General features: G+C 62.5%; 27 protein-coding genes and 1 pseudogene. 10 read left to right on the forward strand and 18 right to left on the reverse strand.

All coding sequences use genetic code 11. The features are described 5' to 3' along the window. Nucleotides 1–78: 78 nt before the first annotated feature. The 10 genes from FHT75_RS03750 to FHT75_RS03795 form a co-directional block, all read right to left on the reverse strand. Nucleotides 79–1,182 (reverse strand): LLM class flavin-dependent oxidoreductase, encoded by a 1,104-nt coding sequence (locus tag FHT75_RS03750; RefSeq protein WP_168333977.1) that lies wholly within the window; start codon nt 1,180–1,182, stop codon nt 79–81. Nucleotides 1,183–1,393: 211 nt separating this feature from the next. Further along, nucleotides 1,394–2,485, reverse strand: coding sequence for an LLM class flavin-dependent oxidoreductase (locus FHT75_RS03755; protein ID WP_183844637.1), 1,092 nt, complete (start codon nt 2,483–2,485; stop codon nt 1,394–1,396). Beyond that, nucleotides 2,482–4,212 carry a dipeptide ABC transporter ATP-binding protein gene (locus FHT75_RS03760; protein ID WP_183844638.1) on the reverse strand — a complete coding sequence of 577 codons (1,731 nt, stop codon included), beginning with the start codon at nt 4,210–4,212 and terminating at the stop codon, nt 2,482–2,484. The genes FHT75_RS03755 and FHT75_RS03760 overlap by 4 nt, the downstream gene beginning before the upstream one ends. Beyond that, a complete protein-coding gene (locus FHT75_RS03765; RefSeq protein ID WP_047610629.1) occupies nt 4,191–5,039 on the reverse strand; it encodes an ABC transporter permease in 849 nt (282 codons plus the stop codon). The genes FHT75_RS03760 and FHT75_RS03765 overlap by 22 nt, the downstream gene beginning before the upstream one ends. Further along, the gene (locus FHT75_RS03770) at nt 5,036–6,046 is read right to left on the reverse strand and encodes an ABC transporter permease (RefSeq protein ID WP_028758196.1); all 1,011 of its coding nucleotides are present in this window, start codon (nt 6,044–6,046) and stop codon (nt 5,036–5,038) included. The genes FHT75_RS03765 and FHT75_RS03770 overlap by 4 nt, the downstream gene beginning before the upstream one ends. A gap of 37 nt (nt 6,047–6,083) precedes the next feature. Beyond that, entirely contained in the window at nt 6,084–7,736 is a 1,653-nt protein-coding gene (locus FHT75_RS03775) for an ABC transporter substrate-binding protein (protein WP_183844639.1), read from the reverse strand. A 134-nt stretch (nt 7,737–7,870) separates the two neighbouring features. Continuing rightward, the gene (locus FHT75_RS03780) at nt 7,871–10,192 is read right to left on the reverse strand and encodes a molybdopterin guanine dinucleotide-containing S/N-oxide reductase (RefSeq protein ID WP_028758198.1); all 2,322 of its coding nucleotides are present in this window, start codon (nt 10,190–10,192) and stop codon (nt 7,871–7,873) included. 47 nt (nt 10,193–10,239) lie between these two features. Next, nucleotides 10,240–11,616 carry an FAD-binding oxidoreductase gene (locus FHT75_RS03785; RefSeq protein WP_183844640.1) on the reverse strand — a complete coding sequence of 459 codons (1,377 nt, stop codon included), beginning with the start codon at nt 11,614–11,616 and terminating at the stop codon, nt 10,240–10,242. A gap of 157 nt (nt 11,617–11,773) precedes the next feature. Continuing rightward, nucleotides 11,774–12,376 carry a 2-hydroxychromene-2-carboxylate isomerase gene (locus tag FHT75_RS03790; RefSeq protein WP_063475178.1) on the reverse strand — a complete coding sequence of 201 codons (603 nt, stop codon included), beginning with the start codon at nt 12,374–12,376 and terminating at the stop codon, nt 11,774–11,776. Further along, on the reverse strand, nt 12,373–12,957 hold the full coding sequence (locus tag FHT75_RS03795; protein ID WP_063475177.1) for a TetR/AcrR family transcriptional regulator: 585 nt from the start codon (nt 12,955–12,957) through the stop codon (nt 12,373–12,375). The genes FHT75_RS03790 and FHT75_RS03795 overlap by 4 nt, the downstream gene beginning before the upstream one ends. A 476-nt stretch (nt 12,958–13,433) precedes the next feature. Here FHT75_RS03795 and FHT75_RS03800 point away from each other — a divergent pair, with 476 nt between their 5' ends. The 4 genes from FHT75_RS03800 (at nt 13,434) to FHT75_RS03815 (ending at nt 15,992) form a co-directional block, all read left to right on the forward strand. Further along, a complete protein-coding gene (locus tag FHT75_RS03800; RefSeq protein WP_063475176.1) occupies nt 13,434–13,985 on the forward strand; it encodes an alpha/beta hydrolase in 552 nt (183 codons plus the stop codon). Between the two features lie 165 nt (nt 13,986–14,150). Next, nucleotides 14,151–14,843 (forward strand): type 1 glutamine amidotransferase domain-containing protein, encoded by a 693-nt coding sequence (locus tag FHT75_RS03805; RefSeq protein ID WP_183844641.1) that lies wholly within the window; start codon nt 14,151–14,153, stop codon nt 14,841–14,843. A 148-nt stretch (nt 14,844–14,991) separates the two neighbouring features. After that, complete coding sequence (locus FHT75_RS03810; protein WP_028757269.1) at nt 14,992–15,405, forward strand: GFA family protein; 414 nt, start codon at nt 14,992–14,994, stop codon at nt 15,403–15,405. A gap of 143 nt (nt 15,406–15,548) precedes the next feature. After that, entirely contained in the window at nt 15,549–15,992 is a 444-nt protein-coding gene (locus FHT75_RS03815) for an SRPBCC family protein (RefSeq protein WP_003560606.1), read from the forward strand. Nucleotides 15,993–16,039: 47 nt separating this feature from the next. Here FHT75_RS03815 and FHT75_RS03820 read toward each other — a convergent pair whose 3' ends face one another. Both FHT75_RS03820 and FHT75_RS03825 read right to left on the reverse strand, forming a co-directional pair. Next, entirely contained in the window at nt 16,040–16,972 is a 933-nt protein-coding gene (locus tag FHT75_RS03820; RefSeq protein WP_028757270.1) for a hypothetical protein, read from the reverse strand. 179 nt (nt 16,973–17,151) lie between these two features. Continuing rightward, nucleotides 17,152–17,325, reverse strand: a complete 174-nt coding sequence (locus FHT75_RS03825) for a hypothetical protein (protein WP_088930348.1) — start codon at nt 17,323–17,325, stop codon at nt 17,152–17,154. Nucleotides 17,326–17,544: 219 nt separating this feature from the next. Here FHT75_RS03825 and FHT75_RS03830 point away from each other — a divergent pair, with 219 nt between their 5' ends. Together FHT75_RS03830 and FHT75_RS03835 are read left to right on the forward strand one after the other, a co-directional pair. Further along, a complete protein-coding gene (locus FHT75_RS03830; protein ID WP_028757271.1) occupies nt 17,545–17,745 on the forward strand; it encodes a hypothetical protein in 201 nt (66 codons plus the stop codon). A gap of 1 nt (nt 17,746) precedes the next feature. Next, complete coding sequence (locus tag FHT75_RS03835) at nt 17,747–17,956, forward strand: hypothetical protein (RefSeq protein WP_028757272.1); 210 nt, start codon at nt 17,747–17,749, stop codon at nt 17,954–17,956. Nucleotides 17,957–18,054: 98 nt separating this feature from the next. Here the strand turns inward: FHT75_RS03835 and FHT75_RS03840 are convergent, their stop codons facing one another. After that, nucleotides 18,055–18,945 carry an SDR family oxidoreductase gene (locus tag FHT75_RS03840; RefSeq protein ID WP_063475174.1) on the reverse strand — a complete coding sequence of 297 codons (891 nt, stop codon included), beginning with the start codon at nt 18,943–18,945 and terminating at the stop codon, nt 18,055–18,057. 91 nt (nt 18,946–19,036) lie between these two features. Here FHT75_RS03840 and FHT75_RS03845 point away from each other — a divergent pair, with 91 nt between their 5' ends. After that, a complete protein-coding gene (locus tag FHT75_RS03845; protein WP_028757274.1) occupies nt 19,037–19,861 on the forward strand; it encodes a helix-turn-helix transcriptional regulator in 825 nt (274 codons plus the stop codon). 2 nt (nt 19,862–19,863) lie between these two features. Here the strand turns inward: FHT75_RS03845 and FHT75_RS03850 are convergent, their stop codons facing one another. Next, nucleotides 19,864–20,067 carry a hypothetical protein gene (locus FHT75_RS03850; RefSeq protein WP_125853736.1) on the reverse strand — a complete coding sequence of 68 codons (204 nt, stop codon included), beginning with the start codon at nt 20,065–20,067 and terminating at the stop codon, nt 19,864–19,866. Here FHT75_RS03850 and FHT75_RS03855 point away from each other — a divergent pair. Further along, a complete protein-coding gene (locus tag FHT75_RS03855; RefSeq protein ID WP_097594416.1) occupies nt 20,066–21,607 on the forward strand; it encodes an Ig-like domain-containing protein in 1,542 nt (513 codons plus the stop codon). The genes FHT75_RS03850 and FHT75_RS03855 overlap by 2 nt on opposite strands. A 212-nt stretch (nt 21,608–21,819) precedes the next feature. Here FHT75_RS03855 and FHT75_RS03860 read toward each other — a convergent pair. Next, nucleotides 21,820–21,954, reverse strand: a pseudogene (locus FHT75_RS03860) (cell division protein FtsZ); the annotation flags it as partial. A gap of 276 nt (nt 21,955–22,230) precedes the next feature. Between FHT75_RS03860 and FHT75_RS03865 the strand changes: the two are divergent. Continuing rightward, on the forward strand, nt 22,231–22,443 hold the full coding sequence (locus FHT75_RS03865; RefSeq protein WP_047611710.1) for a hypothetical protein: 213 nt from the start codon (nt 22,231–22,233) through the stop codon (nt 22,441–22,443). 124 nt (nt 22,444–22,567) lie between these two features. Here FHT75_RS03865 and ftsZ read toward each other — a convergent pair whose 3' ends face one another. From ftsZ to FHT75_RS03880, 3 genes are all read right to left on the reverse strand, one after another. Then, on the reverse strand, nt 22,568–23,587 hold the full coding sequence (gene ftsZ, locus FHT75_RS03870; RefSeq protein WP_017964879.1) for a cell division protein FtsZ: 1,020 nt from the start codon (nt 23,585–23,587) through the stop codon (nt 22,568–22,570). A gap of 317 nt (nt 23,588–23,904) precedes the next feature. Further along, nucleotides 23,905–25,275 carry a sensor histidine kinase gene (locus FHT75_RS03875; RefSeq protein ID WP_063475172.1) on the reverse strand — a complete coding sequence of 457 codons (1,371 nt, stop codon included), beginning with the start codon at nt 25,273–25,275 and terminating at the stop codon, nt 23,905–23,907. Then, a complete protein-coding gene (locus FHT75_RS03880; protein WP_063475171.1) occupies nt 25,272–25,940 on the reverse strand; it encodes a response regulator transcription factor in 669 nt (222 codons plus the stop codon). Before FHT75_RS03880 ends, FHT75_RS03875 begins: the two co-directional genes overlap by 4 nt. A 141-nt stretch (nt 25,941–26,081) precedes the next feature. On the opposite strand from FHT75_RS03880, the gene FHT75_RS03885 reads away from it, so the two are divergent. Beyond that, nucleotides 26,082–26,570: a hypothetical protein gene (locus FHT75_RS03885; protein WP_063475170.1), complete on the forward strand. Its 489-nt coding sequence runs from the start codon at nt 26,082–26,084 to the stop codon at nt 26,568–26,570. The last annotated feature ends 52 nt before the right edge of the window (nt 26,571–26,622 follow it).

The raw sequence follows: 26,622 nt of genomic DNA on the forward strand, positions 1-26,622 counted from the left end.
CCTCCGACGCGATGAAGACAGCGTCGCCTGCTCGTTCTGGGATTGAATGCATGGTCCAACCGTACCGGACCGAGATCATCAGGCGGCCGTTTTCTTTTTGGCCTCTTCCCGCTCGCGGATGCCGTCACGCACCAGCGGCAGGATGTAGCGGCCATAATCGACGGCATCGTTGTAATTGTCGTAGCCGCGGATCGAGATCAGGTCGGCGCCAAGATCGATATAATCGAGGATGGAATCGGCGATGGTGCGCGGCGAACCCACCAGCGCGGTGGTGGCGCCGCTGGCATTGGTGGCGGTCACGGTCGGATACCACAGGGCGCGGTCCTGCACATGTCCGCGTGCCGCAATGTCCAGCAGCCGCTGCGAGCCGACATTGGCCGGACGCGGAGCCGAAAGCGGCGCACGGCTCAGGCCCTTCTCGCGGTTCTCGTTCAGCCGGTCCAGAACCTTATGTGCCTTCGCCCAGGCCAATTCGTCGGTCTCGGCCACGATCGGCCGGAAGGTGACCCAGATGCGCGGACGATCTGCGCGGCCAGCCTTGGCGGCTTCGTCGTAAATCCGGTCGATCTGCTGCTTGGTTTCGGCAAGCGGCTCACCCCATAGGCCGAAGATGTCGCACAGCGAACCGCCGATCCGGTAAGCCGCATCCGACGAGCCGCCGAGCGAGATGGGGATGAGGCCCCTGGTGGGACGCACGGCGCTGCGGAACTGCTTGAACTGGTAATATTTCCCATCGAAATCAAAGGGCTCGGTCGACGTCCAGGCCAGACGCAAGATGCGAATATATTCCTCCTGCCGCTCGTAACGCTCTTCCTTATTGAGGAAGTCGCCTTCACGCGCCTGCTCCTCGTCGCTGCCGCCGGCAATGAAGTGAACGACGACGCGCCCGCCGCTCAACTGATCGAGCGTCGCCAGCGATTTCGCCGCAACCGTCGGATAGACCGTGTTCGGACGTAGGGCGACGATGATGCTGAGTTTTTTCGTATGTGCGAGGATCGTCGCTCCAAGCGTGAACGGATCGAAGGAAGACGAGGAATAGGGGATCAGCGTGTAGTTGAAGCCGTAATCGTCGAGCGCGCGCGCGTATCGCTCCAGAAAACGCGCATCCACCGGCGCGTCGGGAATAGGGTTGAGGTCATTGGAGGCATTGGCAAAGCTTGCGCTGATGAATTCCGTGGCCATGTGAGCGTTTCTCCCGGGGTTGCCGAACATGCCCTCACGTTATGGCGTGACAAATCCCATAGGAAGACAGGTCTTTCTTTTTCTACTAAAACTGTAGAAAATATTCGCGCGTCGCAGCCTGGTGGGGAAGAGTTGGTCACCTTCTCCATTGAAAACCCTGATGGCTGCTCTAGCCGCAATGGCGACGCTCGACCGCTGGCATCAGTGTGGTTCAAATGGTAGGCGACCAGCCGAGGTTGGGGGCCACCGTGTCTGCCAGGTCCGTCAGCAGCCGCACGTTTTCGGCAAGGTCGAAGGCGGGGGGAAGGAAGAGCACAAGCTCATCGGCGGAGGCAAGGCCTGGGTCGTCAAGCACGGCCTCAAGCACCTGGTCGGGCCTGCCTTGGAAGACCGGGGAGATCTGGATGCCGGGCGGCTGATTGGCTGGCGCGGCCGGCGTCAGCGCCCCCTTGGGACGGGACGCGGCAATTCCCTGGGTGCGGCGCTCGAGGTCGTAGGCTGCATACTTCTCCCGAAGCTCGGCCGTGGTGCCGACCAGGATTGAGGCGGCAACGGCGACTGGCGGCGGTTGGGTGTTCCACGTCTCGCGCCAGGTCGCACGGAAAGCCGCGATGCAGCGAGCCTGATACTCCCCGAAGGTTTCGCCCTCGTCGTGGTCGTGCTGCACTGTGCCTGAGATGAGCCCGATTCCGAGCTTGGCAGCCTGCACCGCCGAATCCAGACTAGCCGAGCCCTGCCTGATCCGCGAGCGCAGGGTCGGGCTGTGCGGCGTCACCCGCAGTTCAGTACCCTCCGGGGCGCCCTGGCCTTGCCCAGCGACGGTGTGGAGAACCTCACCCGAGATCGCGGCGAGGAAGCGCGCCTGACGGCGTTTGGCTTCCGTCCGGGCATCGGTGTCTGCCGTACCGAAGACGGCGTCGAACGCCGCATTGGCGCCCGTCGAGATGGCCAGCTCCAAGCGGCCGCTGATCAAAAGGTCGGTCGTGCCGGCCGCCTCGGCGAGCAGGATGGGGTCCTGGTAGCGCATCGGGATAACAGCCGAGCCGAGCGTGATATGCCTGGTATGCTGGCCGGCCGCGGCGAAGAACGGAAGCGGTGACGACAGGTAGTGGTCGAAGTGCCGTTGGTAGGCCCAGCCCGACTGATAACCCAGTCGCTCGGCGGCCTTGAACAGCTCGATCCCGTCGCGTAGCCCCTGCGCCGGCCCGGCGTCGTCGTTGAAGGACACCCGGGTGTTGAAGCCGAGCCGCTGCTTCGGACGAAACGGTGCGGGCAGGGGGATGGCAGGGGCGGCGATGGTCATGCGATCTTTTCCTCGTTGACGAACCGCTGCGGTCTGGGGTGTGGCGCGCGGGCGATAGCAGCGGCGCCTGATGGGATCGATTCCAGCAGCGAGCGTGTGTACGGCTCCCTGGGGCGTTCGAAGATGTCGGTGACGGTCCCATGCTCGACGATGCGCCCACGCTGCATCACCGAGACGGTGTGGGCAAGCTGGCGCACCAGAGCCAGGTCGTGGGAGACGAAGACATAGGTGAGGCCGAGCTTGGCTTGCAGCGAGAGCAGCACCTCGACGATGTCGGCCTGGACGCTGACGTCGAGTGCGGAGGTTGGCTCGTCGAGCACGATGACGTCGGGCTTGAGCACCAGTGACCGGGCGATGGCCACGCGCTGGCGCTGGCCACCTGACAAGGCCTCCGGCTTGCGTGAAAGCAGATGTTCGCCGAGCCCGACATTGGCCAGCGCTTCGCGGACCCGCGCGGATCGTTCCTCGCGGGTGCCGATCTTGAACCGGTCGAGCGGTTCGCGCACCAACTGCTCGACTTTCCAGGTCGGGTCCAGCGAGGTGAACGGGTTCTGATAAACGAGCTGAAGGTGGCGCCATACGGCGCGCAGGGACTCGGGCGAGCGACCGGCGAGCTGCTCGCCGGCGACGGCGATATTGCCGATGTCGGGTTGCTCGAGCCCAAGCAGCAGCCGGATTGCCGTCGTCTTGCCCGAACCGGATTCGCCGACTAGCGCGTGTGTGGTGCCAGCCGGGACGGCAAACGACACCTCATTGACGGCCGTCAGAACCTTGCCGTCGACCGTGAAGGTCTTCGTGACGCCGCTGACTTCGATCTTCGGTGCCTTGTCGGCTTTGGTTCCGAGGAAACGGAAGCCGGGATCGCGCAGCGCACGGTAGCGATCGGGGTTGAGGGCCGGGACGTCGGCATGCAGCTTCCTGGCGTATGTCGACGAGGGCGCGGAGAAGACGGAAGCGGTGCTGCCGGCTTCCTGGACGACGCCGTCCTTGAGTACCACCAGCGAGTCCGCCCGCTCGGCGGCGATCGCCAGGTCGTGGGTGATGAGAAGCAGGCTGATCTCAAGCTCGTGCTGCAACTTGGAAAGCAGGTCGAGGATACGCTTCTGGATCGTGACGTCGAGCGCCGACGTCGGCTCGTCCGCGACCAGCAGCGACGGCCGTGGCAGGACCGCAAGGCCGATCAGCACACGCTGCAGCATGCCGCCGGAGAGCTGGTGCGGGTAGGAGTCGTAGACCCGTTGGGGATTGTCGAGCCCGACCTGGGCGAAGGTCTCCAGGATGAGCGCCTTGCGGATTGCCTTATTGGGCTCGTCGACGAGTGCTGCCGCCTCCATCGCCTGGGCGCCGATCGTCCGCACCGGGTTGAGCGAGTTGCCGGGATCCTGCGGGACGAACCCGATCGCCCGTCCTCTGAGCGGCCGGAAACGGCGCTCCGGGAGTCCCAGTATCTCCTGGCCGTCGAACTCGACGCGGCCGGCAGCGCGTCCACCGCTGGGGAGCAGCCGCAACACCGCCCGGGCGATGGTCGACTTGCCCGAGCCCGACTCGCCGATGAGGGCGAGGCTCTTGCCACGGCCGAGTTGAAACCCGATGTTGCTGACGACTTCGTGCGGCCCGTAGGAAACCGACAACCCGTCAACCCGGAGCAGAGGGGCTGATCGCTGGAGCGGCAGCCCGGTGGCGTCGGTGTGGGCGAAAAGCTCAGTCAGTCTGTTTTGCGAAGCCATCGGCTGATCCTGTTCACGGAGAGGACGGTTGCGATCGTGACGAAGGCGGGGGCGTAAACCAGCCACGGCCATTTGAGGTAGTCCTTGCCGATCGAGATCAGCAGGCCCCAGTCGGAGGCCGGCGGCGGGTCGCCGTAGCCGAGGAAAGCGAGACTGGCGATCACCAGGATCGAGTCGCCGAACTGCAGCACGGCGAGCGGCAGCACCGATCGCGAGGCATTCGGCAGCACGTGACGCCACAGGATGTGCCAGCGCGACCCACCGAGCAGAAAGGAAGATTCGACGAATGTGGCCTGCCGGGTTTTGATCACCTCAGAGCGCATCACCCGGGCGAAGAGGGCGACCGCCGAAACGCCTGTTGCAATGGCGGCGTTGGTGGTGTCGAAGCCGATCGCGGTGACGACGATGACGGCCAGCAGGAATTTCGGAATAGCCAGCAGAACGTCGACGAGGCGGGCGAACAGGGTGTCCACCCAGCCGCCGAAGAAGCCGGCCAGGAGGCCGATGAGGCCACCGGCGACAACGCCGATGACGACGGCGATCAGCGCGCTCGCCACCGAGGAGGCCGTGCCGTAGACGACGCGGGTGTAGAGGTCGCGGCCGAGGTGATCGGTGCCGAACCAGTGCGCCGCACTGGGGCCGAGCAGCTTTTGAGCAGGAACGCCGTTGACCGGGTCATAGCTGGTGAACAGGCTCGGGGCGAGAGACCAGGCGATGGCAAGCGCGACGATAGCGAAGGACAGCGCGACGACCGGCGGTACGCGCAGCGCCGTCAGGCGGCTGATCGCCGTGACATACGAGGCAGAGGAGGCGGAGGCGAGGGTCATAGCGTCACCGCCTTGGAAATGCCGGCGGAGCCTTCGTCAGCCGTGGTTGGACGGCGCTCGGGAGCGCCAAGAAGCTTTACGCGCGGGTCGAGCAGTGGGTAGGTCAGATCCGCGATCAGGTTGACGATCACGAAGACCACCGCTGCCAGCGAGACGACCGCCTGCAGGACGGGCAGATCCTGCGTGCTCACCGACCGTTGCACCAGGCTGCCGAGACCGGTGCGCCCGAACACCGTCTCGGTGATCAGCGAGCCGCCGAGCAGTTCGCCGATGGTGAGCGCGATGACGGTGATAACCGGCAGCGACGACGGCTTGAGCAGGTGCTTGGCGAACAGGCGCATTTGCCCGAGGCCGCGGCCCCGTGCGACGGCGGCGTATTCCTGCCCGGACTCATGATCGAGATTGGCGATGAGCACTTCGGCGATTTGTGCCGAGATGGGGATGCCGAGCGCGATGGCCGCGAAAAGCGTCGCCCAGAAGCTGTCGGGCTCGATCACGCGAAAGACGCCGAGCTGGAAACCGAAGAGATGGATCAGCACCAGGCCGATCACGAAGTTCGGCACCGACAGGAACAAGGAGGGGAAGCCCCGCAGCAGGCCCTGACCGAGCCGTTTTGGCAGAAACTGCGTGCCATAGGCGATCACTGCCGACAGCAGCAGCGCGACGACGAGACCTGCGGAAGCAAGGACCAAGGTCGACGGAAGCACCTCGGCGATCAGGGTCGAGACGGGCCGGTTGGTCCGCATCGACAGGCCGAGATCCCCGGTCACGAAGCCGGAAAAAGACGTCCACAGCTGGACCGGGATCGGCTTATCCAGGCCCTGGGCGGCGATGATCTCCTTGATCTCATCCGGTGTGAAGCCATTCTGAGGATTGTTCAGGACATTGGTGATCGGGTCGCCGGGCAGGATGCTGACGACGACGAAGGTGAAGACATAAGCCAGCAGGATCACGACGATCGCCTGCACGAGGCGTTTTGCGGCGTAGTTGAGGTAGGCTTTGCTCATGCCGTCACCTTCTTACGTTGCTCGGTTGAATTGCGGATTATTCGCTTTTCGTGGCCGTGTAGTAGCTGGCATAGGCGACGCCGTTGTAGACTTCGCCCTTGAGCTTCGGAGACTGCACGTAGATCCGCTGGACGATCTGTGTGCGCGGGATGAAGTAACCCTGATCGAGGATGTATTTCTGCAGTTCGTCGAGGAGCGGTTTGCGGCTTTCGATGGAACCGGCGCTGGCGATCTTGTCCCGGAGTTCGTTGAGCGTCTTGTCGCTCTCGTCGAGGGCGAACCAGTTCTCGCCGTTGTTGGCATTTGTCAGGATACTGGCGACGGTGCCGGCGTCGATGAAGCTGCGGGTCACCTCATAGGCCGGCACGGCCGGGCTGCCGTATTTGACCTTTTGGCCGTAGGTGACGACATCGTAGGAACGGATGGCGACTTTCCAGCCGATTTTGCCGAGCTGCTGGGAGATAAGCTCATCGACTGATTTCGAGGTTGCGAGGTAGGGGTTGGAATGCAGCGTCAGCACCAGCGGCTGGCCGTTCTTGGTGCGGATGCCGTCCGCGCCCTTTGTCCAACCCGCTTCGTCCAGGAGCTTCTCGGCCTTTTCGGGGTTGTAGACCAGCAGGGCGCTTTGGTCGGTCGCTCCCGGCACGTTGCTCTGGATGAAGGAGGTCGCCAGTTTCCAGTCTGACGTATAGACGGTGTCGATGATCTCCTGGCGATTGATGCCGGCCTGGAGGGCCTGGCGTACTTTCACGTCATCGTATGGCGCAAGCTTGGTGTTGACAGCCCAGCCGTTCACGAAGCCGAGATAACGTGGTGTCGCGGTGGTGAAGCCCTCTGTCTTGAGAGATTCCAGCTCCTGCGGCGAGGCGTTGTAGGCGACGTCGGCCTGACCGGACTGAACAGCGGCAACGCGCAGCGACGGCTCGGACACCAGCTTGTAGGTGATCGTGTCGAGATAGGCCGGGCCGGTATGGCCGACCGCGGCGGGACCCCAATTGTAGTCCTTGCGCTTGACCAGCTTGACGAAGTCGCCTTCCTTCCAGGAATCGACCACATAGGGGCCGCTGCCGGCGGTCTTGCTGAGGTCGGCCTGCTGGGCGGCAGGCTGCGCGAGGGTCTTGGGGGAGATCAGGATCGAGCCGTGGTAGCCGAGGGTCGGGATGAAGCCGAGTGTCGGCGCCTTGAAGAAGACCTTCACGGTAGCCGCGTCCACTGCCTCGGCGTGGTCGTAAGTCTTCGGGAAGAGACCGATCGGGTTGATGCCCTCGCTCTTGCGGCCGGCGTACCAGATGTCGAGGTTGGCGACGACGGCGGATGCGTCGAGCGGGGTGCCGTCGGAGAAGGTTACGCCGCTCTTCAGGTGCAGCGTGAACTCGGTGGCCTTGTCGTTCTGTTCCCAGCGCTCGGCAATCCAGGGGCTGACCTTGCCGTCAGCGTCGACGTAAAGGAGCTTATCGGTCACATGGCCCCAGATGTGGCCTTGGAAACTGGAGATGGCGCTGTTGTTCGGGATCCAGGTATCGCCCAACGAGTCGATGAGGAAGGTGATGTCACCGCCGTTGTGTGGGCTATCGGCACTCAGAGCCGGATTGAACTCCGCCGTTACCACCAAGGCGGCGATTGCCAGTGCAGACGTGGCGATCAGCAGACGACGCCGGGGAAGGGAGAACGGGGAAAAGCGTTCGATCATAATGCGGTCCTGTATTGTTTGCCAAGGAGATCACGACGCATAGCCTAAGCAGGGCAACAGGAGGGAGAAAGACCAGTTGTTCTTTTTCTACTAAATTTATGGATTATTTTGTTCGGTTTCTGCGTGTGTGTGGATCAGCTTTTCCGGGCTTGTCGCGATATGTCTGCGAACTTCATTCCCTCGAAGATCCGCACCGGCGGCAGTTCGCCGGCGAACCGCTCCGCCTCCACCCTGGTAAGCTGTCCGGTCGAGCCCTGGGCCAATTGCGAGGTTCCGACGTCGCGGGTGAGGATATTCGGGTTGCCGTGGATGCACATGGACTTCTCGGCGGTCGGGTCGTTCGGTTCGAACCACGCACCCGTCGCAAGCTGCATCACGCCCTGTCTCACGTCCTCGCTTATCACCGCCGCCGCAAGGCAGCTGCCGCGGGCGTTGAACAGCCTCAGAATGTCGCCATCGGCGATGCCGCGCTCGGCCGCGTCGGCCGGGTTGATGCGGACCGGTTCCCGGCCCTTGATCTTGGTGGAACGGCTGAAATCGCCATAGTCCAACTGGCTGTGCAGCCGTTGATGCGGCTGATTGCAGACCAGATGGAGCGGGTAGCTGCTTGCATTGCCCTCTAACTGCGGCTTGGCCGGATACCATCGCGGATGGCCGCGGCAATCGTCGTAACCGAAGCTCTCGATCGTCTCGGAAAAGATCTCGATCTTTCCGGATGGCGTCTGCAGCGGAGATCCGGACGGATCATCGCGAAAGGCGCGCGCCGGTCCGCCGTCGTCAGGCTTCAGCGGCAGGCGCATCTCTCCGCGTTCCCAGAACGTCTCGAGGTCGGGAGCTTCGTGTCCGGCGGTAGCAAGCGCCTTTTGCGTCGTCTCGAAAAGAAAGGCGAGCCATTCCTTGCTGGTGCGGTTTTCGGTGAACTCTTCGGCTCTGCCGAGGCGGCGGGCTATCTCGGAAAAGATGTCATAGTCGTCCCGCGCTTCGCCGACCGGCTCGATCAACTTTTTCATGGCGATCATCAGCGGATCGCGGTCCGCCGCGCCGATGTCGTCCCGCTCGAGCGTGGTGGTCGCCGGCAGCACGATGTCGGCATGACGGGCCGACGACGTCCAGGCCGTCTCATGCACGATGATGGTTTCCGGCCTCCTGAACGCCGCCCGCAGCCTGTTGAGATCCTGATGGTGATGGAATGGGTTGCCGCCCGCCCAATAGACGAGGCGGATGTCGGGATAACGCATCGCCTGACCATTATAGTTGAACGCGCTGCCCGGATTGAGGAGCATGTCGGCGATGCGCGCGACGGGAATGAAATCCGGCACGGCGTTCTTGAATTGACTGAGCGTGGGCAGTGGGACGGCAAGCTGGTGTTTGCCGATATTGCCCAATGCGCCAAGCGAATAGGAATAGCCGCCGCCATCCAGTCCGATCTGCCCGAGCATTGCGGCGAGCACGATGCCCATCCAGACCGGCTGCTCGCCATGCTCGGCACGCTGCAGGGAATGGCTGACGGTGATCAGCGTTCTGGCGCGCGCCATGGAAAGCGCGAGCTTCCTGATGGTGTCTTTGCCGATGCCGCAGATATGGGACGCCCATTCCGGGCTCTTTTCGACACCATCGGTCCGGCCAAGCAGGTAGTCTTCGAAGCGCTCGTAGCCGACCGTATAGCGGTCGAGAAATTGGCGGTCGTGCAATCCCTCGCTGGCAAGCACATGCGCGAGGCCGAGCATCAGCGCTATGTCGGTGCCGGGCAAGATGGGCAGCCATTCGGCGTTCACGTCAGCAGGAAAATCGTCTTTCAACGGGCTGACGAGGACAAAACGCGCACCGCGCGCGTGCGCGCCATTCAGCGTCCGGGGCACGATATGTGCACTGATGCCGCCGCCATGCACATCCGTGTTCTTGATCGCCATTCCGCCGAAGGCGACGACCAGTTCGCTGCTCCGCTCGATGGCATCCCAGGTGACGCTCTTGCGCTCGAAATGGTCGTAGGGTCCCAAGACATGCGGGATGATGACCATGGCCGCACCCGAGCTGTAGGTGTTGACGGATCTGATATATCCGCCCAGCACATTCAGAAACCGATGGATCTGGCTCTGCGCATGATGGAAGCGTCCGGCGCTCGACCAACCATAGGACCCGCCGAAGACGGCTCGCGGGCCGAAGTCCGCGTAAACGCGCTGAAGCTCCTTCGAAACGAGGTCCAGCGCCTGCGGCCAGCTGACTTCGACATAATCGTCTGCCCCGCGATTTTGCGCGTTGCCGGTGCTGCCTTCGAGCCAGCCGCGCCGGACAGCCGGACGTCTGATGCGCGCCGGACTATGGGCGATCGCGGCGAGATTGCCCAGCAGGGGCGATGGATGCGGGTCGGCCGGATGGGGACGGATTTCAAGCTTTCCATCTTCGTAGCGGCCGGAAAAGGCGCCCCAGTGGGAGCTATGGGGCTGAAACGAACTCATTTGTAAAGCTCCAGGCAAACAAGGGTTTATCAACGGACTGCGGACGTCTATCCGGGCAAGACTTTGCCTGGGTTCATGATGCCTGTCGGATCGATGGCATGCTTGATGACGGCCATGAGATCGACGGCATCGCCATGTTCCCCGCGCAGATAGCCAATCTTGCCGGTACCGACGCCGTGTTCGCCGGTAGAGGTGCCGCCCACCGAGATTGCATGTTGCACCATCTTCTTGTTGATGGCTGCAACCTCATTGAGTTCCGCCTGATTTCCCGGGTCGACAGCGAAGACGACGTGATAATTGCCGTCGCCGACATGGCCGAGAATGGCGGCGGGAACGCTGCAGCCGCGCAGAAGATCACGCGTCTTGAGGATGCAGCTGCTGAGCTGTGAGACAGGGACGCAGACGTCGGATGACCAGCCTTTGGCATGCGGCCGCTGGGAGACGACCGCGTAGAACGCGTTGTGACGCGCCTTCCACAGCCGGTTGCGCTCTTCAGGTGCGTTTGCCCATTCGAAATCCTTGCCGCCATTCTCCTCGACGATCGCCTTGACCATTTCGACCTGCTCCTGAACCCCAGCCGGAAAGCCATGAAATTCGAAGGCGAGCGTGTCCTCGATCTTCAGCGACAGATTGGAATAGGCGTTGACGGCCGCGATCAGGCCGCGGTCCATCAACTCCATGCGGACAACCGGAATGCCGAGCTGCACGACCGCAATCGCCGCATTGACCGCCTGCTCGACGCTTTCGAACGAGCAGAGCGCTGCGGAAATCGTCTCCGGGATGCCGTAGAGCCTGAGCGTCACCTCGGTAATGATGCCGAGCGTACCCTCGGAACCGACGAACAGTCGGGTCAGATCGTAGCCGGCTGACGACTTGCGCGCCCGGCCGCCGGTGCGGATGACCTGGCCGCTCGGCAGCACGACGGTCAGTGACAGGACGTTTTCGCGCATGGTGCCGTAGCGCACGGCGTTCGTCCCCGATGCCCGCGTCGAGGCCATGCCGCCGATCGAGGCGTTGGCGCCGGGATCGATCGGGAAAAACAGGCCCATATCGCGCAGATGCGTGTTCAATTGCTCGCGGCTCACACCGGCCTCGACGGTGCAATCGAGGTCCTCGGCGCTGACGCGGACGATCTGCGACATGCGTGAAAGATCGATCGAGACACCGCCGCGCACCGCCGTCAGATGGCCTTCGAGCGAGGTGCCTGCGCCAAACGCGATCACCGGCACGTCTTCAGCCGCGCAGAGCCGGACGATCTCGGCCACGTCCTCGGTGCTTTCCGCAAACACGACAGCATCCGGGATGGCGGGCGTGTGGTAGGATTCACCGCGGCCGTGCTGTTCGCGCAAGGCCTGCGAGATGGAGAAGCGATCGCCGAAACGGATGCGAAGCGTTTGCGAAAGAGCGGGAGAAAGAACACTCATTTGCCGCCTCGACGCTCTTCAGGAATGACGCGGCTAGGGTTATCCGGATGCGCCGCCAGCCATTCGGTGGGGGTGATGGACATGGAGTGCTCCGGATGATGCTCTGGCGGGGGACGAACGGGCCGATGCTGTTGGCGCCGGCCTGCTCGATGATCCATCAGGCGGCGATCTTGTCGCCGTTGAGATGGCGCTCGAGGAATGGCAGGCTGTCCTGTCCCCAGTACAACTCGTCTTCGTATCGGAAGGTTGGAAGCCCGAAGACACCGGCAGCCTTGGCGGTCTCGGCGTTCGATTTCCAGATCGCCTGCACGTCCTCGGCCTGAGCGCGCTGCTCCAGAACTGCACCGTCGAACCCTGCCTTATCCGCAATTGCGCGACGAACCTCGGCTCGGCCGATGTCCTCGCCACATGTCCAGAAGGCCTCCTGAAGCGCCTTTGTCAGTCTGAGCCAGTCTTGCCCCGCATCGATGGCGGCAATGACCATGAAACCGGCGGGGGTCGGGTCAGAAAGGGCGGCGCGGTTTTCGAAGTTCAGCGTTTTACCCCGCAGCGCGGCCCAACGTTTCAGGTCCTTGACCCAATAGGCGCGGCGCGCTTCCGGCCGGTTGCGGGAATAGATCGCGCCATTGTCCTCGATCAACGGGATCACATAGGGGCGGATCGATGCCCCATGCTCGGAGGCGAGCGCCGCAAATGGCTCGAGGCCGATAAAAGCCCAGGGAGAGCCAATGCCGAAGAAGTAATCGATGGTCTTTGTCATGTTCCGTTCTTCTCAAGAGATGTGGTCGAGTAGATTGCCGCGTCGAATACCGATAGCGCGCAGTCCCGGGCGACGAGAACGGCCTGGGGATCGCGTCCGACCGCCACCGTGGCAAGGGCGCCTTCATAGAGAAGGGAAAGGTGAGCAGCCGCCTGGTCGGGCTTGACATCGGCCCTCGACAGGATGGTGCGAAATATGTCCCTCACGACCTTCTTGTGCGTTCGCGCGACGGTGAGGACACGTTCTGAATCGCCGTGCTCGGCGACGGCAAGTGCAAAGGCGCAGCCCCGAAACTCCGGGCTGTCGGCCTTTTCGTACAAGCGCTCGAAAATCAGTTTGATCTGATCCCTCGGCATGCTTGCCGCATCCAAAACCTCCTGTAGCGAACGAATGACGCGGTCGTGGCGATCCTGGAGATAGGCTGCCACGAGGTGGTCCTTGGATGGGAAGTGTCGATAGAGGGTCGCCTTGGCAACGTTTGCTTCTTCGATGATTCGATCTATGCCGACGGCGCGAATACCTTCGCTATAAAAAAGCGCGCTGGCGGCGGTAAGGATCTGATCTGATATAGGCTCTTTCATTGGATCGCTTCGGGTTGGGAATGTATCATGGGATCAGCAAGCCCATATCATCAGGTCATTGCAAGGGTTCTGCCGAGGTTGGCTGCATTGTTTCGCGATCGGTGGTGTCGAGCGGACCAGAAACCCAGGGGGCGAAGGCTTGGCCATGCTGCGTCCGACCGGTAGACTCCTAAGGCGCAAGCCATTTTTGTTTTTCGTCTTCCTTTCAAGCGTGACTCCCCATCGACCGTCGACAGATGATTCCGCTGGATTTGCAATGTGGAAGCTAGAGGATTGAGAGATTATGAGAAAGACAGGTCGTTCTTTTTCTACTGAATTTGTGGAAAATGTTTCGTCCACGGCTCTCGCAGACAGCTGACTTTTTCGTGGCGATAGGTGGTAACCTCATGTGTCCATCTATCTCTCAGGTCGGACAGTTTGGGCGTGGCCGCGGCTGCAATCTTGTCTGCCTCTGCTATGGGGAATAGGCTGACGGGATGATCAAACAGGTTCTCTTTGTCCAAGGCGCCGGCGAAGGCGTTCATGACCACTGGGACAACAAGCTCGTGGCGAGCCTCGAGCGCGAGCTCGGTGGAAATTATGTTGTCCGCTATCCCCGAATGCCCGGCGAAGACAATCCCAGCTTCTCTGTGTGGAAGTCTGCGCTGATGAGGGAATTCGCCTTGTTGGAAGATGGCGCAATGCTCGTGGGCCATTCGTTCGGCGGCACCATCTTGATGCATGCGCTTGCCGAGCAGCCGCCGACACCGAGGTTGGGCGGGCTATTTCTCATCGCCGCACCCTTCATCGGCGAAGGCGGATGGCCGAGCGATGACATCGGCGGTGCCGAGGATTTCTCGGGGTCCCTTCCGCCCGGCCTTCCCGTCCATCTCTATCATGGGATTGATGACGACGAGGTGCCGACGGCTCACGTCCATTTCTACGCGAAAGCGATTCCGCACGCCGTGGTGCGCACGCTCGAGGGCAGGGATCACCAGTTCAATGATGACATGAGCGAGGTCGCCTGGGACATCCGTTCGTTGGGTTAGGCTTCTGCTCAGACAATTCTAGCAAACACCACGCGGGAAAGCTTGTTTCCCAGCGCAGCCGCTCTATGTCCTCTCCCGTTTCAGCATGAGATCTGCAGGCAGTATTCACCGTAAAACCGGGCGCCGACGGCGTTGTCCGCCGGCCGGCTTTGAAGGAGCTGAGCAATGAAAATTCTCATGGTTCTCACATCGCATGATCAACTGGGAAACACCGGCAGGAAGACGGGCTTCTGGCTCGAGGAGCTCGCCGCCCCTTACTTTGTTTTCCGTGGCGCCGGAGCCGACATCACGCTCGCTTCGCCGAAGGGCGGCCAGCCTCCACTCGATCCGAAGAGCAACGAGCCGTCCTTCCAGACGGAAGACACGCGGCGGTTCGAGCGCGACCAGGCGGCAACGGCTGCGCTCGCCAACACCTTGAGATTGTCCGACATCAACCAGGCGGACTATGACAGCGTGTTCTTCCCCGGCGGGCACGGTCCGCTTTGGGATCTGACGAACGACCGCAACGCTCTGTCGCTCATCGAGGATATGCTCGCGGCGGGAAAACCCGTGGCGCTCGTTTGCCACGCACCAGGTATCCTGACGAATGTGAAGGCGCCGGATGGAAAGCCCATCGCCAAGGGCCGGACGGTCACGGGTTTCACCGATTCCGAAGAAGAGGCGATGCACCTGGTCGAGGTCGTTCCCTACCTGCTCGAGGATGTATTGAGGGAGCAGGGCGCAAAGTTTTCGAAGACGGCGGATTGGGGCGTGCATGTCGTCCAGGACGGCCTGCTGATCACCGGTCAAAACCCGGCTTCGTCAAAACAGGGCGCCCGGAGGCTTCTTGAGGCCTTGAGAAAGCAGGACGCGGCTTAAGGGCTTAAGCCCTGGGCACGACGGCTGCCCTGGAGGTCGAGATCTCCTCATTCGGCTTGTGCCGACGCCGGCCGCAGGTGCGTCTCGACGACGTCTGCAGCACGGCGGCGGCGAGCCAACGTTCAAACACGGATGAAAGGCGCCTGACATGACGGGGAAATATACGGGACAATGCGCTTGCGGCGCGGTGAGATTTGCCTTCGACACCGACCCGAACTTTGTCGCCAACTGCCATTGCCTGGACTGCAAGAGGGCAACGGGCGGCGAGGCCGCCACGTTCTTCGCCGTACCGCAGGATGATTTCAACGTGATCAGCGGTAGCCCGAAGGCGTTTCACTATGTCGCCAATTCAGGCAAAGGGCTCGACCGCAATTTTTGCCCGGATTGCGGCGCCAGATTGTTCAGCAGCAACCTGGAGAGCTTTCCTGGCCTCGTCTTCGTGACGCTCGGCAGTCTGGATCAGCCCGAGCTCATCAAGCCGGGAGTCGAAATGTTCACCAAGCGGCGGCTCGCCTGGGCAAGGCCGCTCGATCTTCCGCAGTTCGACGGCATGCCCGGCTGAGCCGCGACGCAAACCGCTGCACAGTTTTGCGCGATATGCTTTGAGCAATTTTTCTTGAAGAAAAGTTCCATTCGGTGTCGGATCGGTCAGCCCACGCCCGTCCTAGGTTCGTCCATTCCGTCCATTCAAAAAGGATCACTACCATGCCGAGTACCATACGCCTGCACCGCGTTCTGGCGACCAGCCCGGAGAAAGTCTACCGCGCATTCCTGGAGGCGGACGCGCTTGCCAAGTGGCTTCCGCCGAACGGCTTCCTCTGCACCGTGCATCATTCGGAGCCGGTTGTCGGCGGCACGTTCAGAATGTCTTTCCGTAACTTCACGACGGGCAACAGCCACGCCTTCGGCGGCGAATATCTGGAGCTCGTCCCAGGTGAACGCCTGCGTTACACCGACAGGTTCGACGACCCCAACCTGCCCGGCGAAATGGAAGTCACCGTGACACTGAAGAAGGTCTCGGTCGGCACCGAGGTGGACATCGTGCAGGCAGGCGTGCCTGACGTCATTCCGCCCGAGGCTTGTTATCTCGGCTGGCAGGAGTCGCTGCGAAACCTCGCCAGGGTCGTCGAGCCCGACATCCAGGAATAGTCCAAGATCGCGCTGGCCGGGCGGCAACCGCCCGGCGCCAGCCGACGTCAATGACTGCCGACGCCGCGTTTGGCGAGCGCGTTGCGGGCGGCCACAGCGCCCCAGTCGTCGGAAAGATCCTGCCCTTCGATCTCGGCTTCGGCGATCGGCGTTGCCCGGATCAGTGGCACGGAGCCGAAAGGCAGGCCGTCGATCCGCCCGGGGGCCTGGCTCAGCATGATCCGGCTCATCGGGCTATAATCCTCGGTCAGCCGGCAGAACAGGATGGCGCCGTGTTTCTCGACATCGCGGGCGACGCGATAGCCGTCTGCCACGAGGTCGCCGATGTTGATCAGCAGGTTTGCCCAGTTCTTGATCCCCTCCGCATTCAGGGTCGCGGGGCCGAATTCCATGAAGAGTTCGCATTCCACGCCGTTCTCCGGCTCGGATATGCCGGCCCAAGGGGTCGACAGCCCGTCGGTGGCAAGCGTCAGCCTTTCCGGCGCCTGGATGGCGAGGATGCGGCGATGCGGGCCGAACCATTTCGTCTGGGCGTGAATGTTGGCCGTTCCGCGCTCGGCCGCAAAGTTCTGAAGCACTGTACCGCGGCTCTGCCAGAAGACGCGCCGCGCAGCGGCTGCGGTTTCGTAGATCGGGTCGTCGGGCGCGCGCGGCACGATCGTCCGATCATAACTGGTTTGGAGCGTGATCTCGCCCCGCATGAAGGGAAACTTCGGCTTCTTCCAGCGTATTAGCACCTTGTTGAAGCGAGGCACCCCTGATGCACCGAGCTTTTCGACGACTTCGGAGATGATATCGAGCGGATGCCTGGAGGCCTCCGGGACATAGTTTCCTTCGGCATCGCGGTAACCGCCCGTCCGGGACGAGTGCCCCGCCTGCATCGTGGTGGCAGTCCATTCGCCACTGACCGCGCCCGCCGGCGCCTTGCCGAGAGCCGGCGCAAGTTCCCGGATCGCATCGTCAATCGAATAGGATGCCACGTCGCCCCTCAGCCTTCGCCCAAAGATTGTATCCCTCGCGGCCGCTCTGCCCGCGAGCAGAAGCTAGAGCGGAGGCGTCGCCGATCAATAGCGAGGTGGAGTGGCGCGAGCAGAGGAGGCGCCCAGGTCCCTGGGCGCAGGAGAAGTTCTTTTACTAGGTGAGGTAAGGTCCGCTGCGCCTATTTGCTTCCGTCGTTCGGCCGCGCCTTGGCGCTGTCGTTGCTGGTCGACGAGGCGGTCTTTCCATCCGGTTGCTGCCCGAAATATGTGCCGCCGAGATGGCCGCCGGCGCTGGTGTTCTTTACCTGCCGTTCGGCGCGTTTCTGGAGTTCACGAACGTTGGTCTTGCTCATTTTCGGCTCCATGTTTGAGGTAGACCTCTGGTCAACCAATGGCGGACAACACGGTTCCATATTTTTTGCGGAGGGCGGGGCCGGGTAGCGGGTTGGGCCTGCTCACCTCTGCTGCGCCAAGCTTGCTTTCGAACGACAGGGCGGCTCACCGGGGAAGAATTCCCGCGGGAACACTTCCTGATCTTTTTGGTTTCCCCTGTTCAACAAGGAGAAACGAAGATGGGCATGACGACACCGAAAGACGGCGCCCCCGGCACCACCGATCAGTCTCCCCGCTGGGAAGGGCCGAAGGGAAATAAACCTCGCGGCTATATGAAGGCCAAGGACGATCCGGATCGCGATCGCGACGCGCATGGCGAAAACAACCGCGATCCCGAGACGAAGACTCTCAGCGATGCGCTGAAGCAGAAGGGCCAATGACATGGCTGATCCCAAAAAAGACGCAGCCGGCCAGTTCGCCAGATCCCAGGCCGACCGGAAAAGCAGCGGTGTGGCCAGCGCCAAACCGACCGTGATCACCGGCTCGGAAGATGCCACGGTGAACAAGAACCCGCCCGGCAAGAAGAAGTCCGGGAAGGATTGGGATATCAACTACGATCCGGCCGCTAGGAACGAGAGCCGGTCGCACTAGCTCCGGCTGTCGCTGCTTCTCCTCACGAGCCAAGCCGCGAGGCATTTCCGTTTTCTCCAGTCAGGGAAATGCTCCAGTTTCATATGTGGACACTGTTCCTACCCACCGAAATAGGCCGGATGGTCGATATCGGCGAGGAGGCCGGGCTGCTTTGGCTCCCAGCTGAGCAGCGCGCGGGTATGCTCGCTCGATGTCGGGACGTCGAAGCCGGCGAACATGCCAAACCAGCCAAAATGCTCGGCCGCTTCTTCCCGTGAGAGCGAGACAGCGGGCACATCGAGCCGCCGGCCGATGACCTCGGCAATCTGCCTGAAGGGAACTCCCTCTTCTGCGACTGACAGGAACGGGCCACCGACAGCGCCGCGCTCCAGCGCCAGCCGATAGAGCCGGGCGGCATCGAGCCGGTGCACGGCGGGCCAGCGGTTCTGCCCTTCGCCGATATAGGCCGAGACTCCCGTCCGCCGGGCCAAATCGATCAGGATCGGCACGAAACCATGATCGCCATGGCCATGTACTGACGGCGGCAGCCGGACGGTGGCGGCCCGCACGCCACGCGCGACAAGCGATATCGCGGTGATTTCGGAGGCGCGAGGGTAGGTCTGCGACGTTGGCATGGGCGGGTCCTTCTCGGTGCCGGTGCGCCCCGGCGCATGGCCGAGGCCCGCCGTCACCAGCAGCGGCCGGCCGGAACCTTGGAGGGCTTCGCCCAGCGCCTCGATGGCGCGCCGGTCGGCGGCGCAGTTCTCGGCAAATTTCGAGAAATCATGATTGAAGGCCGTGTGGACGACGCCATCCACCTCTGCCGCGCCGCTCTTCAGGCTGTCCAGGTCGTCGAGCGTGCCGCGATGGACCTCGGCACCGGCGGCGGCCAGTTGATCCGCTCCCTTGTCCGAGCGGGTGAGGCCGAGCACCTTGTGGCCGGCGGCGATCAGTTCATCGACGACGGCCGAGCCGACCCAGCCGGTGGCTCCAGTGACGAATACGCGCATGTGATATCTCCAGTTTTTGCCGGAGACACATATCGGCCCTGCCTATATCATGGTAAAGTAGTGACATTATCATGGTATAAAGGCTAACAGGATGGGCGAATTCGTCACATCGGACAATCGGCTCGGTGCCTATTTGAAGGGGCGCCGCGTCAGGCTCGATCCCGCTGCCTTCGGCTTTGCGGGGGAGCGGCGGCGCACGCCGGGTCTGCGGCGCGAGGAGGTCGCGAGCCGCGCCAATATCAGCCCGACCTGGTACACCTGGCTGGAGCAGGGGCGTGGCGGGGCGCCGTCTGCCGACGTGCTCGACCGGATCTCTCGCGCGCTGATGCTGACTGATGTCGAGCGCGAGCATCTCTTCCTCATCGGCCTCGGTCGACCGCCCGAGGTGCGTTACCACAGACAAGAGGGCGTGACGCCGAGGTTGCAGGGCGTGCTTGATGCGCTGGACCCGAGCCCGGCGCTGATCCGCAACGCCATCTGGGACGTGATTGCCTGGAACAGGGCGGCGACGGTGCTTCTAACCGATTACGGCGCGCTGCCGCCGGAAGAGCGCAACGTGCTGCGCTTCATCTTCCTCGATCCGCGCGTACGCGCCGCTCAATACGACTGGGAAAGTGTCGCTCGCTTCGTCGTCGCCGCTTTCCGCGTGGATGCGGCCCGCGCGGGTGCCGCGGCCGAGGTCGAGCCCCTCGTCGACGAACTCTGCCGCAAGAGCCCCGAATTCCTGGCGATGTGGCGCGACAACGACGTGCGCAGCCACGGCGAGGGCGCCAAGCATATCCGCCACCCCATCCTCGGCCCGCTCGCCTTCGAATATTCCGCCTTCCAGGTGGACGGGCGGCCGGATCTCAGCATGGTCGTGTACAACCCGGCGACGGCGGAGGATGCGGCGAAGATCAAGGGATTGGTGGGGTGAGGCTAGGGCAATTCCGTGACGCCTTTAGGCGCGGCATCTTCCGTCGTCCCTAGTGGTTTGGTGTGCAACCCATAAAGCGAAGCATTCATGGCAAAGCTGTGAAAATCTAAAATACTACCTTTGCTGGAAAATTCGTTGACCGTCCCAGTCTCTGCTGCTTTCTTTCCGATAGGCCAAGGCGAATGGGTCTTGAAGGAGATATCCATGACAGAGCTTGCAAAACCTGTGACGGTCGACGATGTCAGCAGCGCTTCCGAGAATGACGTGATCTCAGGCAATCTGCTGGAGAATGATCTGGCCGGGGGCTCCGGCAACATGTTTCTCAACTTCTTCGACGGCGAGAGAGTTCTTGCCAAGAGGGACGGGCAGGTCACCGATATCGAGGGTGAATACGGCACGTTCCACGTCAAGGCCGACGGCTCTTACACCTATACGCTGAACGAGACCGCCAAGGCGGGTTTCCTCCAGGGAATGACGCTGACGGAGACGATCGGCTACAAGATCTCCGACGGTGCCGGCAACACCGATGTCGGCCATTTCACGCTCGACATTCACGGGGTCACGAGCCCGCCGGTCGCGGTCGACGACGCCTTTTCCTTCCGCGAAGGAAGCGAGATGGCCGGCAACGTGCTCGCCAATGATCACGCGGGAGAGGCCGGCACGCTCTTTCTGCGCTCGGTCGAGGGCACCAGCATTCCTGCCGGTCAGGGGCAGGGGCAGACGACCGACGTGGCGGGTGAATTCGGTATCTTCCATTTCGCGGGCGATGGAAGCTTCACCTACGATCTCAATCCGGCCGTCAAGGCGGGCCTCGACGATGGCGAGCATGTCACGGAGAAACTCCAATATTACAAGGTCTCCGACGGCGCCGGTCACGCGGATGCCGGCGTGATCACCCTGACCGTCGACGGCGCGACGGACGGGAAGTCGTTGAACACCAATCATGTCGAGGTCCAGGCGGATGTGGTGCGCCCCTTCCTGGATCATTACGAACTCCAGGGAGTCGCGGTCGATCCGCTAACGGGCAAGTATTACGTCAGTTCCGGCCACGGTTTCCCGGATGATTCCATGGTGAGCGTTTACGACAACGCCTCGGCATTTGAAGCCGGCAACGCCGGCGGCGCCATCTCCCTCGGCGACTATGACAAGGGCGAATATGACATCGGCGGAACCTATTTTTCGGTCCGTGGAGGCGAGATCATCGGAAGAACCAACGAGGCGAGAAGCGAGGAGGACCCTTTCCCCGATCAGACCTATCTTGCAAAATGGGATGCCGCCGACGGATCTCTCGATCAGAAGGGTGCTTCGATTCCCGGCCTTATCGGCAAGAATGGCGCGGGTACGTTCGACTGGGGTGGATTCACGGCCGTCAATACGATGCAGGATTCGACCGGCATTTACGTCGTCGGCCGCATCAATGATTCCACCTGGCAGGTCTCGAAGATCGACCCCGAAACGTTGAGCTCGATCGAATCCAAGACCTTCGCGGCGGGCGGGCTCGGATACGGCTTTGCCGTCGACGGCACGTTCTTCTTCGGCGATTCCTCCAGCAGCGAGCATATCGGCACGGCCTTCGACTTCGAAACCGGGGTCAAGACAACGGTTGACGTCAACATCGCCATACCGGGAGACGACTTGATCACCAACGTGGTCTATGACTCAGCGGCGGATAAACTCTACCTCACCAACACCGGGACCGACGAAATCGCCGTGGTGCACAATATCTCGGAGGTTCTGTTCGCCTAGCGCATCGGCCCGAAAATCGGAATCGATTTTCGGAAAGCACAATGCGAGGATTGAAAGTGTTAGAGCGTCCTTTGTGCGTCCGGAAGGACGCACGGCGCTCTAATGGGGCCTTACCGCTCGAATGCCGACGCCGCCCCGCGCGTTCTCTTGACGGCGGGGCGTTTAACCGGCCGGAGCCTTCGTAAACACAAATCAATAGAATTGCAGCCACGCTACTGCAGCGTGCGCGTCTGGATCTGCTCGGCGGCGTGAGGCGCGGATGCGGGCAGAGGGCTGCCTTCGAGGCCGGTCGCTACCACTGAAACGCGGAACTTGCCGTCGAGGCTGCGGTCGGAAATCGCCCCGACGTATGCAGTCTTGCCGTTCCGGACAAGGCCGCTTTCCAGCAAGTACGAGGCGTCTCCGGCTGTCCTGGCAGCAAGAGCGGCGGGGCGTGCGGAACATGGATGGCGGCCGACGCCTTCAGCCGGCCGCGTGGACCGGTTTCGGCCGATGATTTGGAACCTTGATCCCGCAGTACTGTTTAACTGGAAGGCGCGGAAGCGCCGATAACGGGGATGCCGATTGCCGGCCAACCCGGTAATGACGATCGGCCTTTCGGTTCGCCTATGGAGGAATACAACATGCAAACGACCCGATCGAAAGAACTGGCGGACGAATACCTGCGGCTTGGCGGCAAACGGCTGGCCAAGATCGATGACAATATCGTTAAAATCCGCCACTGGGAGGATGACACGCCGGAGGCCGAGGCCTTCTGGCAGGAGCACATCGAGCCGCTGGATGACAAGCGCCGCGTAGAGGTCGAAACGCACCTTCCCACGATCAACGACAGGTGATCGCGAATCAACGATCGGTGATCGCAGCGATTTCCCCGGAGCGCATGACATTGAAGCGCGACAGCGCCGCGCGTCTGAAAAGACGCGGCAAGCTGTCGTGCTCGGATATGTCGCGCCGCTGCGCTTACTGCAGCGTGCGCGTCTGGATCTGCTCGGCGGCGTGAGGCGCGGATGCGGGCAGGGGGCTGCCTTCGAGGCCGGTCGCCACCACTGAGACGCGGAACTTGCCGTCGAGGCTGCGGTCGAAGATCGCGCCGACGACGATATCGGCGTCTTCCTGCACTTCGTCACGAATGCGGCTTGCCGCCTCGTCCACTTCGAACAGCGTCATATCCGAACCGCCGGAGATCGAGATCAGCACGCCCCTGGCGCCCCGCATCGAGATATCGTCGAGAAGCGGATTGGCAATTGCCGCTTCCGCCGCCTTCATCGCGCGGCTTTCGCCGGAGGCTTCGCCGGTACCCATCATCGCACGGCCCATGCCTGACATGACCGACTTCACGTCGGCAAAATCGAGGTTGATCAGGCCTTCCTTGACGATCAGATCGGTAATGCAGCCAACGCCCGCATAGAGCACGCGGTCGGCCGTCATAAAGGCATCGGCGAAGGTCGTTTTCGCATCGGCGATGCGGAAGAGGTTCTGATTGGGAATGACGATGACCGTATCGGCCGCCTGGCGAAGCGCCTCGATGCCGATTTCCGCCATCCGCATGCGGCGGTTGCCTTCGAAGGTAAAGGGCTTGGTGACGACGCCGACCGTCAGGATGCCGGCGGCACGCGCAGCGCGGGCGATGACGGGTGCAGCACCCGTGCCGGTGCCGCCGCCCATGCCGGCGGTGACGAAGCACATGTGCGAGCCGGCCAGGTGATCCATGATCTCATCGAGCGACTCTTCGGCAGCCGCATGGCCGACCTCGGGCAGCGAACCGGCGCCGAGACCCTCCGTCACATTCGCGCCAAGCTGGATGCGGCGCGTCGCCTTGGAGGTGGCCAGCACCTGAGCATCGGTGTTTGCGGCGACGAATTCGACACCTGCCAGCTTTTCCGCGATCATATTGTTGATCGCATTGCCACCGCCGCCGCCGACGCCGATGACTGTAATATGCGGCCGTAGTCCAGAAATGCCGCTCTTGGCGTCCGACATCGCGCTCTCCTTTGATGTTTCGTTCATGCCCACCCTCGTTTGCGGACGGCGAATCGTGCCTCACGATACGCGAGCAACAAGGCAGAGGCGAGGCGAAAGACGTCTCGGATGGAGCGGAGATGGTCGGGAAGGGCCCCCAGCTGCTGCCTTTCAGGGAGGGAGCATCATGCCGAGAGCTGACAATTATGCTTCAAGGACAGGCCGTGAAGGTAGCTTGCGGCGATATTGTTGAAAAAATCGCCGCGTAGGGTTTTGTTTTACGCCTCTCGGAATGAAATTGCGCTGTGACTCCATTTCTGCATCGACGCAGAAGAAACCTACAGCCTCGATCCCACAGCCACCGGCAAACACAATACACACCGCAAGCCCGCCGCCTCATTCGCCTCTAGCACCAGCGAGCCGCCGTAAAGCCCCGCGAGTTCATTGACGATGCTGAGTCCGAACCCGTTGCCCGGGACATGTTCGTCCTCGCGCACACCCGGCAGCAGCACAGCGGCGAGGCGGTCCGGGGGGATGCCGGGGCCGTCGTCCTCGATGGTGATGCGGGCGATCGGGCCGTCGCGGCGGGCGCGGACGATGACGCGCGCGGAGGCCCATTTGAAGGCGTTGTCGATCAGGTTGCCGAGCATTTCCTCGACATCGCTTTCGTCGCAGGCGACCCGAAGGCTCTCTGATATATCGGTGTCGAAGGCGAGCTTGCGCTCGGCATGAATCTGGCCGATCGCCCGATGCAGATCGGTGATCGCTGCCGCCACGTCGGTGCTGGCGACATTGTCCGAGGAGGCCATCACCCGGCGGGCGGCGGCGAGATGATGTTTGATCCTGTTGTCTATCCGGGCTGCGAGGCCGCGTAATGCGCCTTTGGGGTCGTTTTGCTCGTCGAGCGCCAGCAGCAGGCTCGCCACCGGAGTCTTGAGGCCGTGGGCGAGGTTGGCAAACTGCATGCGCGTTGCCGCAAGCCTCTCTTCGTTGGCCTCCAGCAGCGCATTGGTTTTCAGTGAGAGCGGCGCAAGTTCGACTGTCGCCTCATCGGGTAGGCGGCCGCGCTCTCCCCGGTTGATGGCATCGATATTAGCCGCCATGGATATCAGCGGGCGCAGGCCGAAGCGGATCTGCCAGAGCGTGCCGGCCATCAGCACGAGGCCGAGCAGCAGCATGCAGGGCACCAGCCAGAAGAGGGCGCGCAGTGCCGGGCCGACGAGGGCGATCATCGGCGCCGTCGCGGTGATCGTCAGCGTCATTCCGTCGATGCTGCGGATGGCCTGCCGAAGATAGAGCGGTCCTCTTCCGCGATCACCGCCCATGCCTGATGTCGGCATGCCCATCAGCACATGGCGCAGATCCTGCCGGGGTGGCGGCGCGTCTATCGTGCCGTTCATCAGGGAGCGTGAGGTCAGGCGCTGCTGTCCGTCATCGATCTGCCAGTACCAGCCGGATGAGAGGCGATCAAATGGGGGCGCATCGAGCGGTGCGGAGAGGGCGAGCCTTCCCCCAGCGTCACGCGTCACCGCGCTGGCGAGGGCGCCGATCTGAATGTCCAAACGCTGGTCGACCTGCTCGCGCACCACAGTCTTCAGCGCCAGCCAGAGTACGATGGCGGCGACGACAAGCGCCAGCGTCACGAAGATGCCGGAAAACATCAGCAGCCGGCCGGCGATCGATCTCGGCTTGACGGACGGGGCCTTCATGATGCCGCTGCTGCCGTCAGCATATAGCCGCGGCCGCGCACCGTTTCGATGCTGTTGGCCCCGAGCTTCTTGCGCAAGCGGGCGATGATGACCTCGATGGAATTGGAGTCGACTTCGGCATCACCGTCATAGACGCGCTCGGTGAGTTCGCGCCGGTCGACGATCATCCCCTTACGCAGCATCAAGCAGGAGAGCACCCGCCATTCCAGCGCCGTCAGCTTCAGCGGCAGGCCGTCGAGCTCGAAGGTGCCGAGTTGGGCATCGAAGACCAGCGCGCCGCAGACAAGGCGCGAGGCGGCGTGACCGGACGCCCGGCGCACCAGGGCGCGCAGACGCAGCACCAATTCCTCCACCTTGAAAGGTTTGGCAAGGAAATCGTCGGCGCCGGCCTTGAAGCTCGAGACCTTGTCCGGCCAACCGTCGCGCGCCGTCAGCACCAGAACCGGCAGGTTGCGATCACCCTCGCGCCATCCCTTCAGCACGCTGACGCCATCGATCTTCGGCAGGCCGAGATCGAGGATTGCGACATCAAAGAGTTCGGTCAGTCCCGCATGGAGAGCGTCCTCGCCGTTGCGCGCAATATCGACGACGAAGTTTTCCGATCGGAGCACCGCGGCGATCCGGCCGCTCAGGTCTTCGTCATCTTCGACGAGCAGTACGCGCATGGGCATGGCTTTCATAGGGTATCGCCGTGGACGGACCAAAGCTATCGGGCCGAGCTTAACTCAATCTGAACGGAGAGGTTCAGGCAGGCGAGGGGGTGTCGCGGTTAGATTGCGGCCATTACTGAAGCAAGGAGCAGATATATGCCTGATGAAAACCAGGACAACGGACATCCCGAAGGTGCCGCCGCGCCGATGCCGCGAGGACACCGCCGGCGCCGGCTGGCGATCCCTGTCATATCAGCCGCAGTGGCGCTTGTTATCGGTGCTGCCGGTGGTGCCGGCGCCGTGAAGATGATGCGTCCCACGCCCGAAATGGCGCCGATGACGCCGGTGGCGATTTCGACCATGCCGGTATCGAGCCTCGTCACCATCAAGGGCAAGGTCGCCGAGATCTACGGCAACAAGTTCGTGCTGCAGGACGACAGCGGCAAGGCGCTTGTTGAGACCGGTCGGGCCGGCGAGGGTGGCGCACTCGTCACCCAGGATGAGGCCGTCACCGTCCAGGGCCGCTTCGACGACGGCTTTGTGCATGCGAGTTACCTCGTTCGCCAGGACGGACGAACCGAAGCGCTGCGTCCGCCGAAAGGTCCTCTGCACAGACGGTTTGCAGATTTCGATCACAGGCCGTGACGGGCGTGAACCAAAGCCGCGCTGCGGTGTTAACAGACACGCCTCATAACTC

The organism is Rhizobium sp. BK112 (assembly GCF_014193215.1).
GTDB lineage: Bacteria > Pseudomonadota > Alphaproteobacteria > Rhizobiales > Rhizobiaceae > Rhizobium > Rhizobium anhuiense.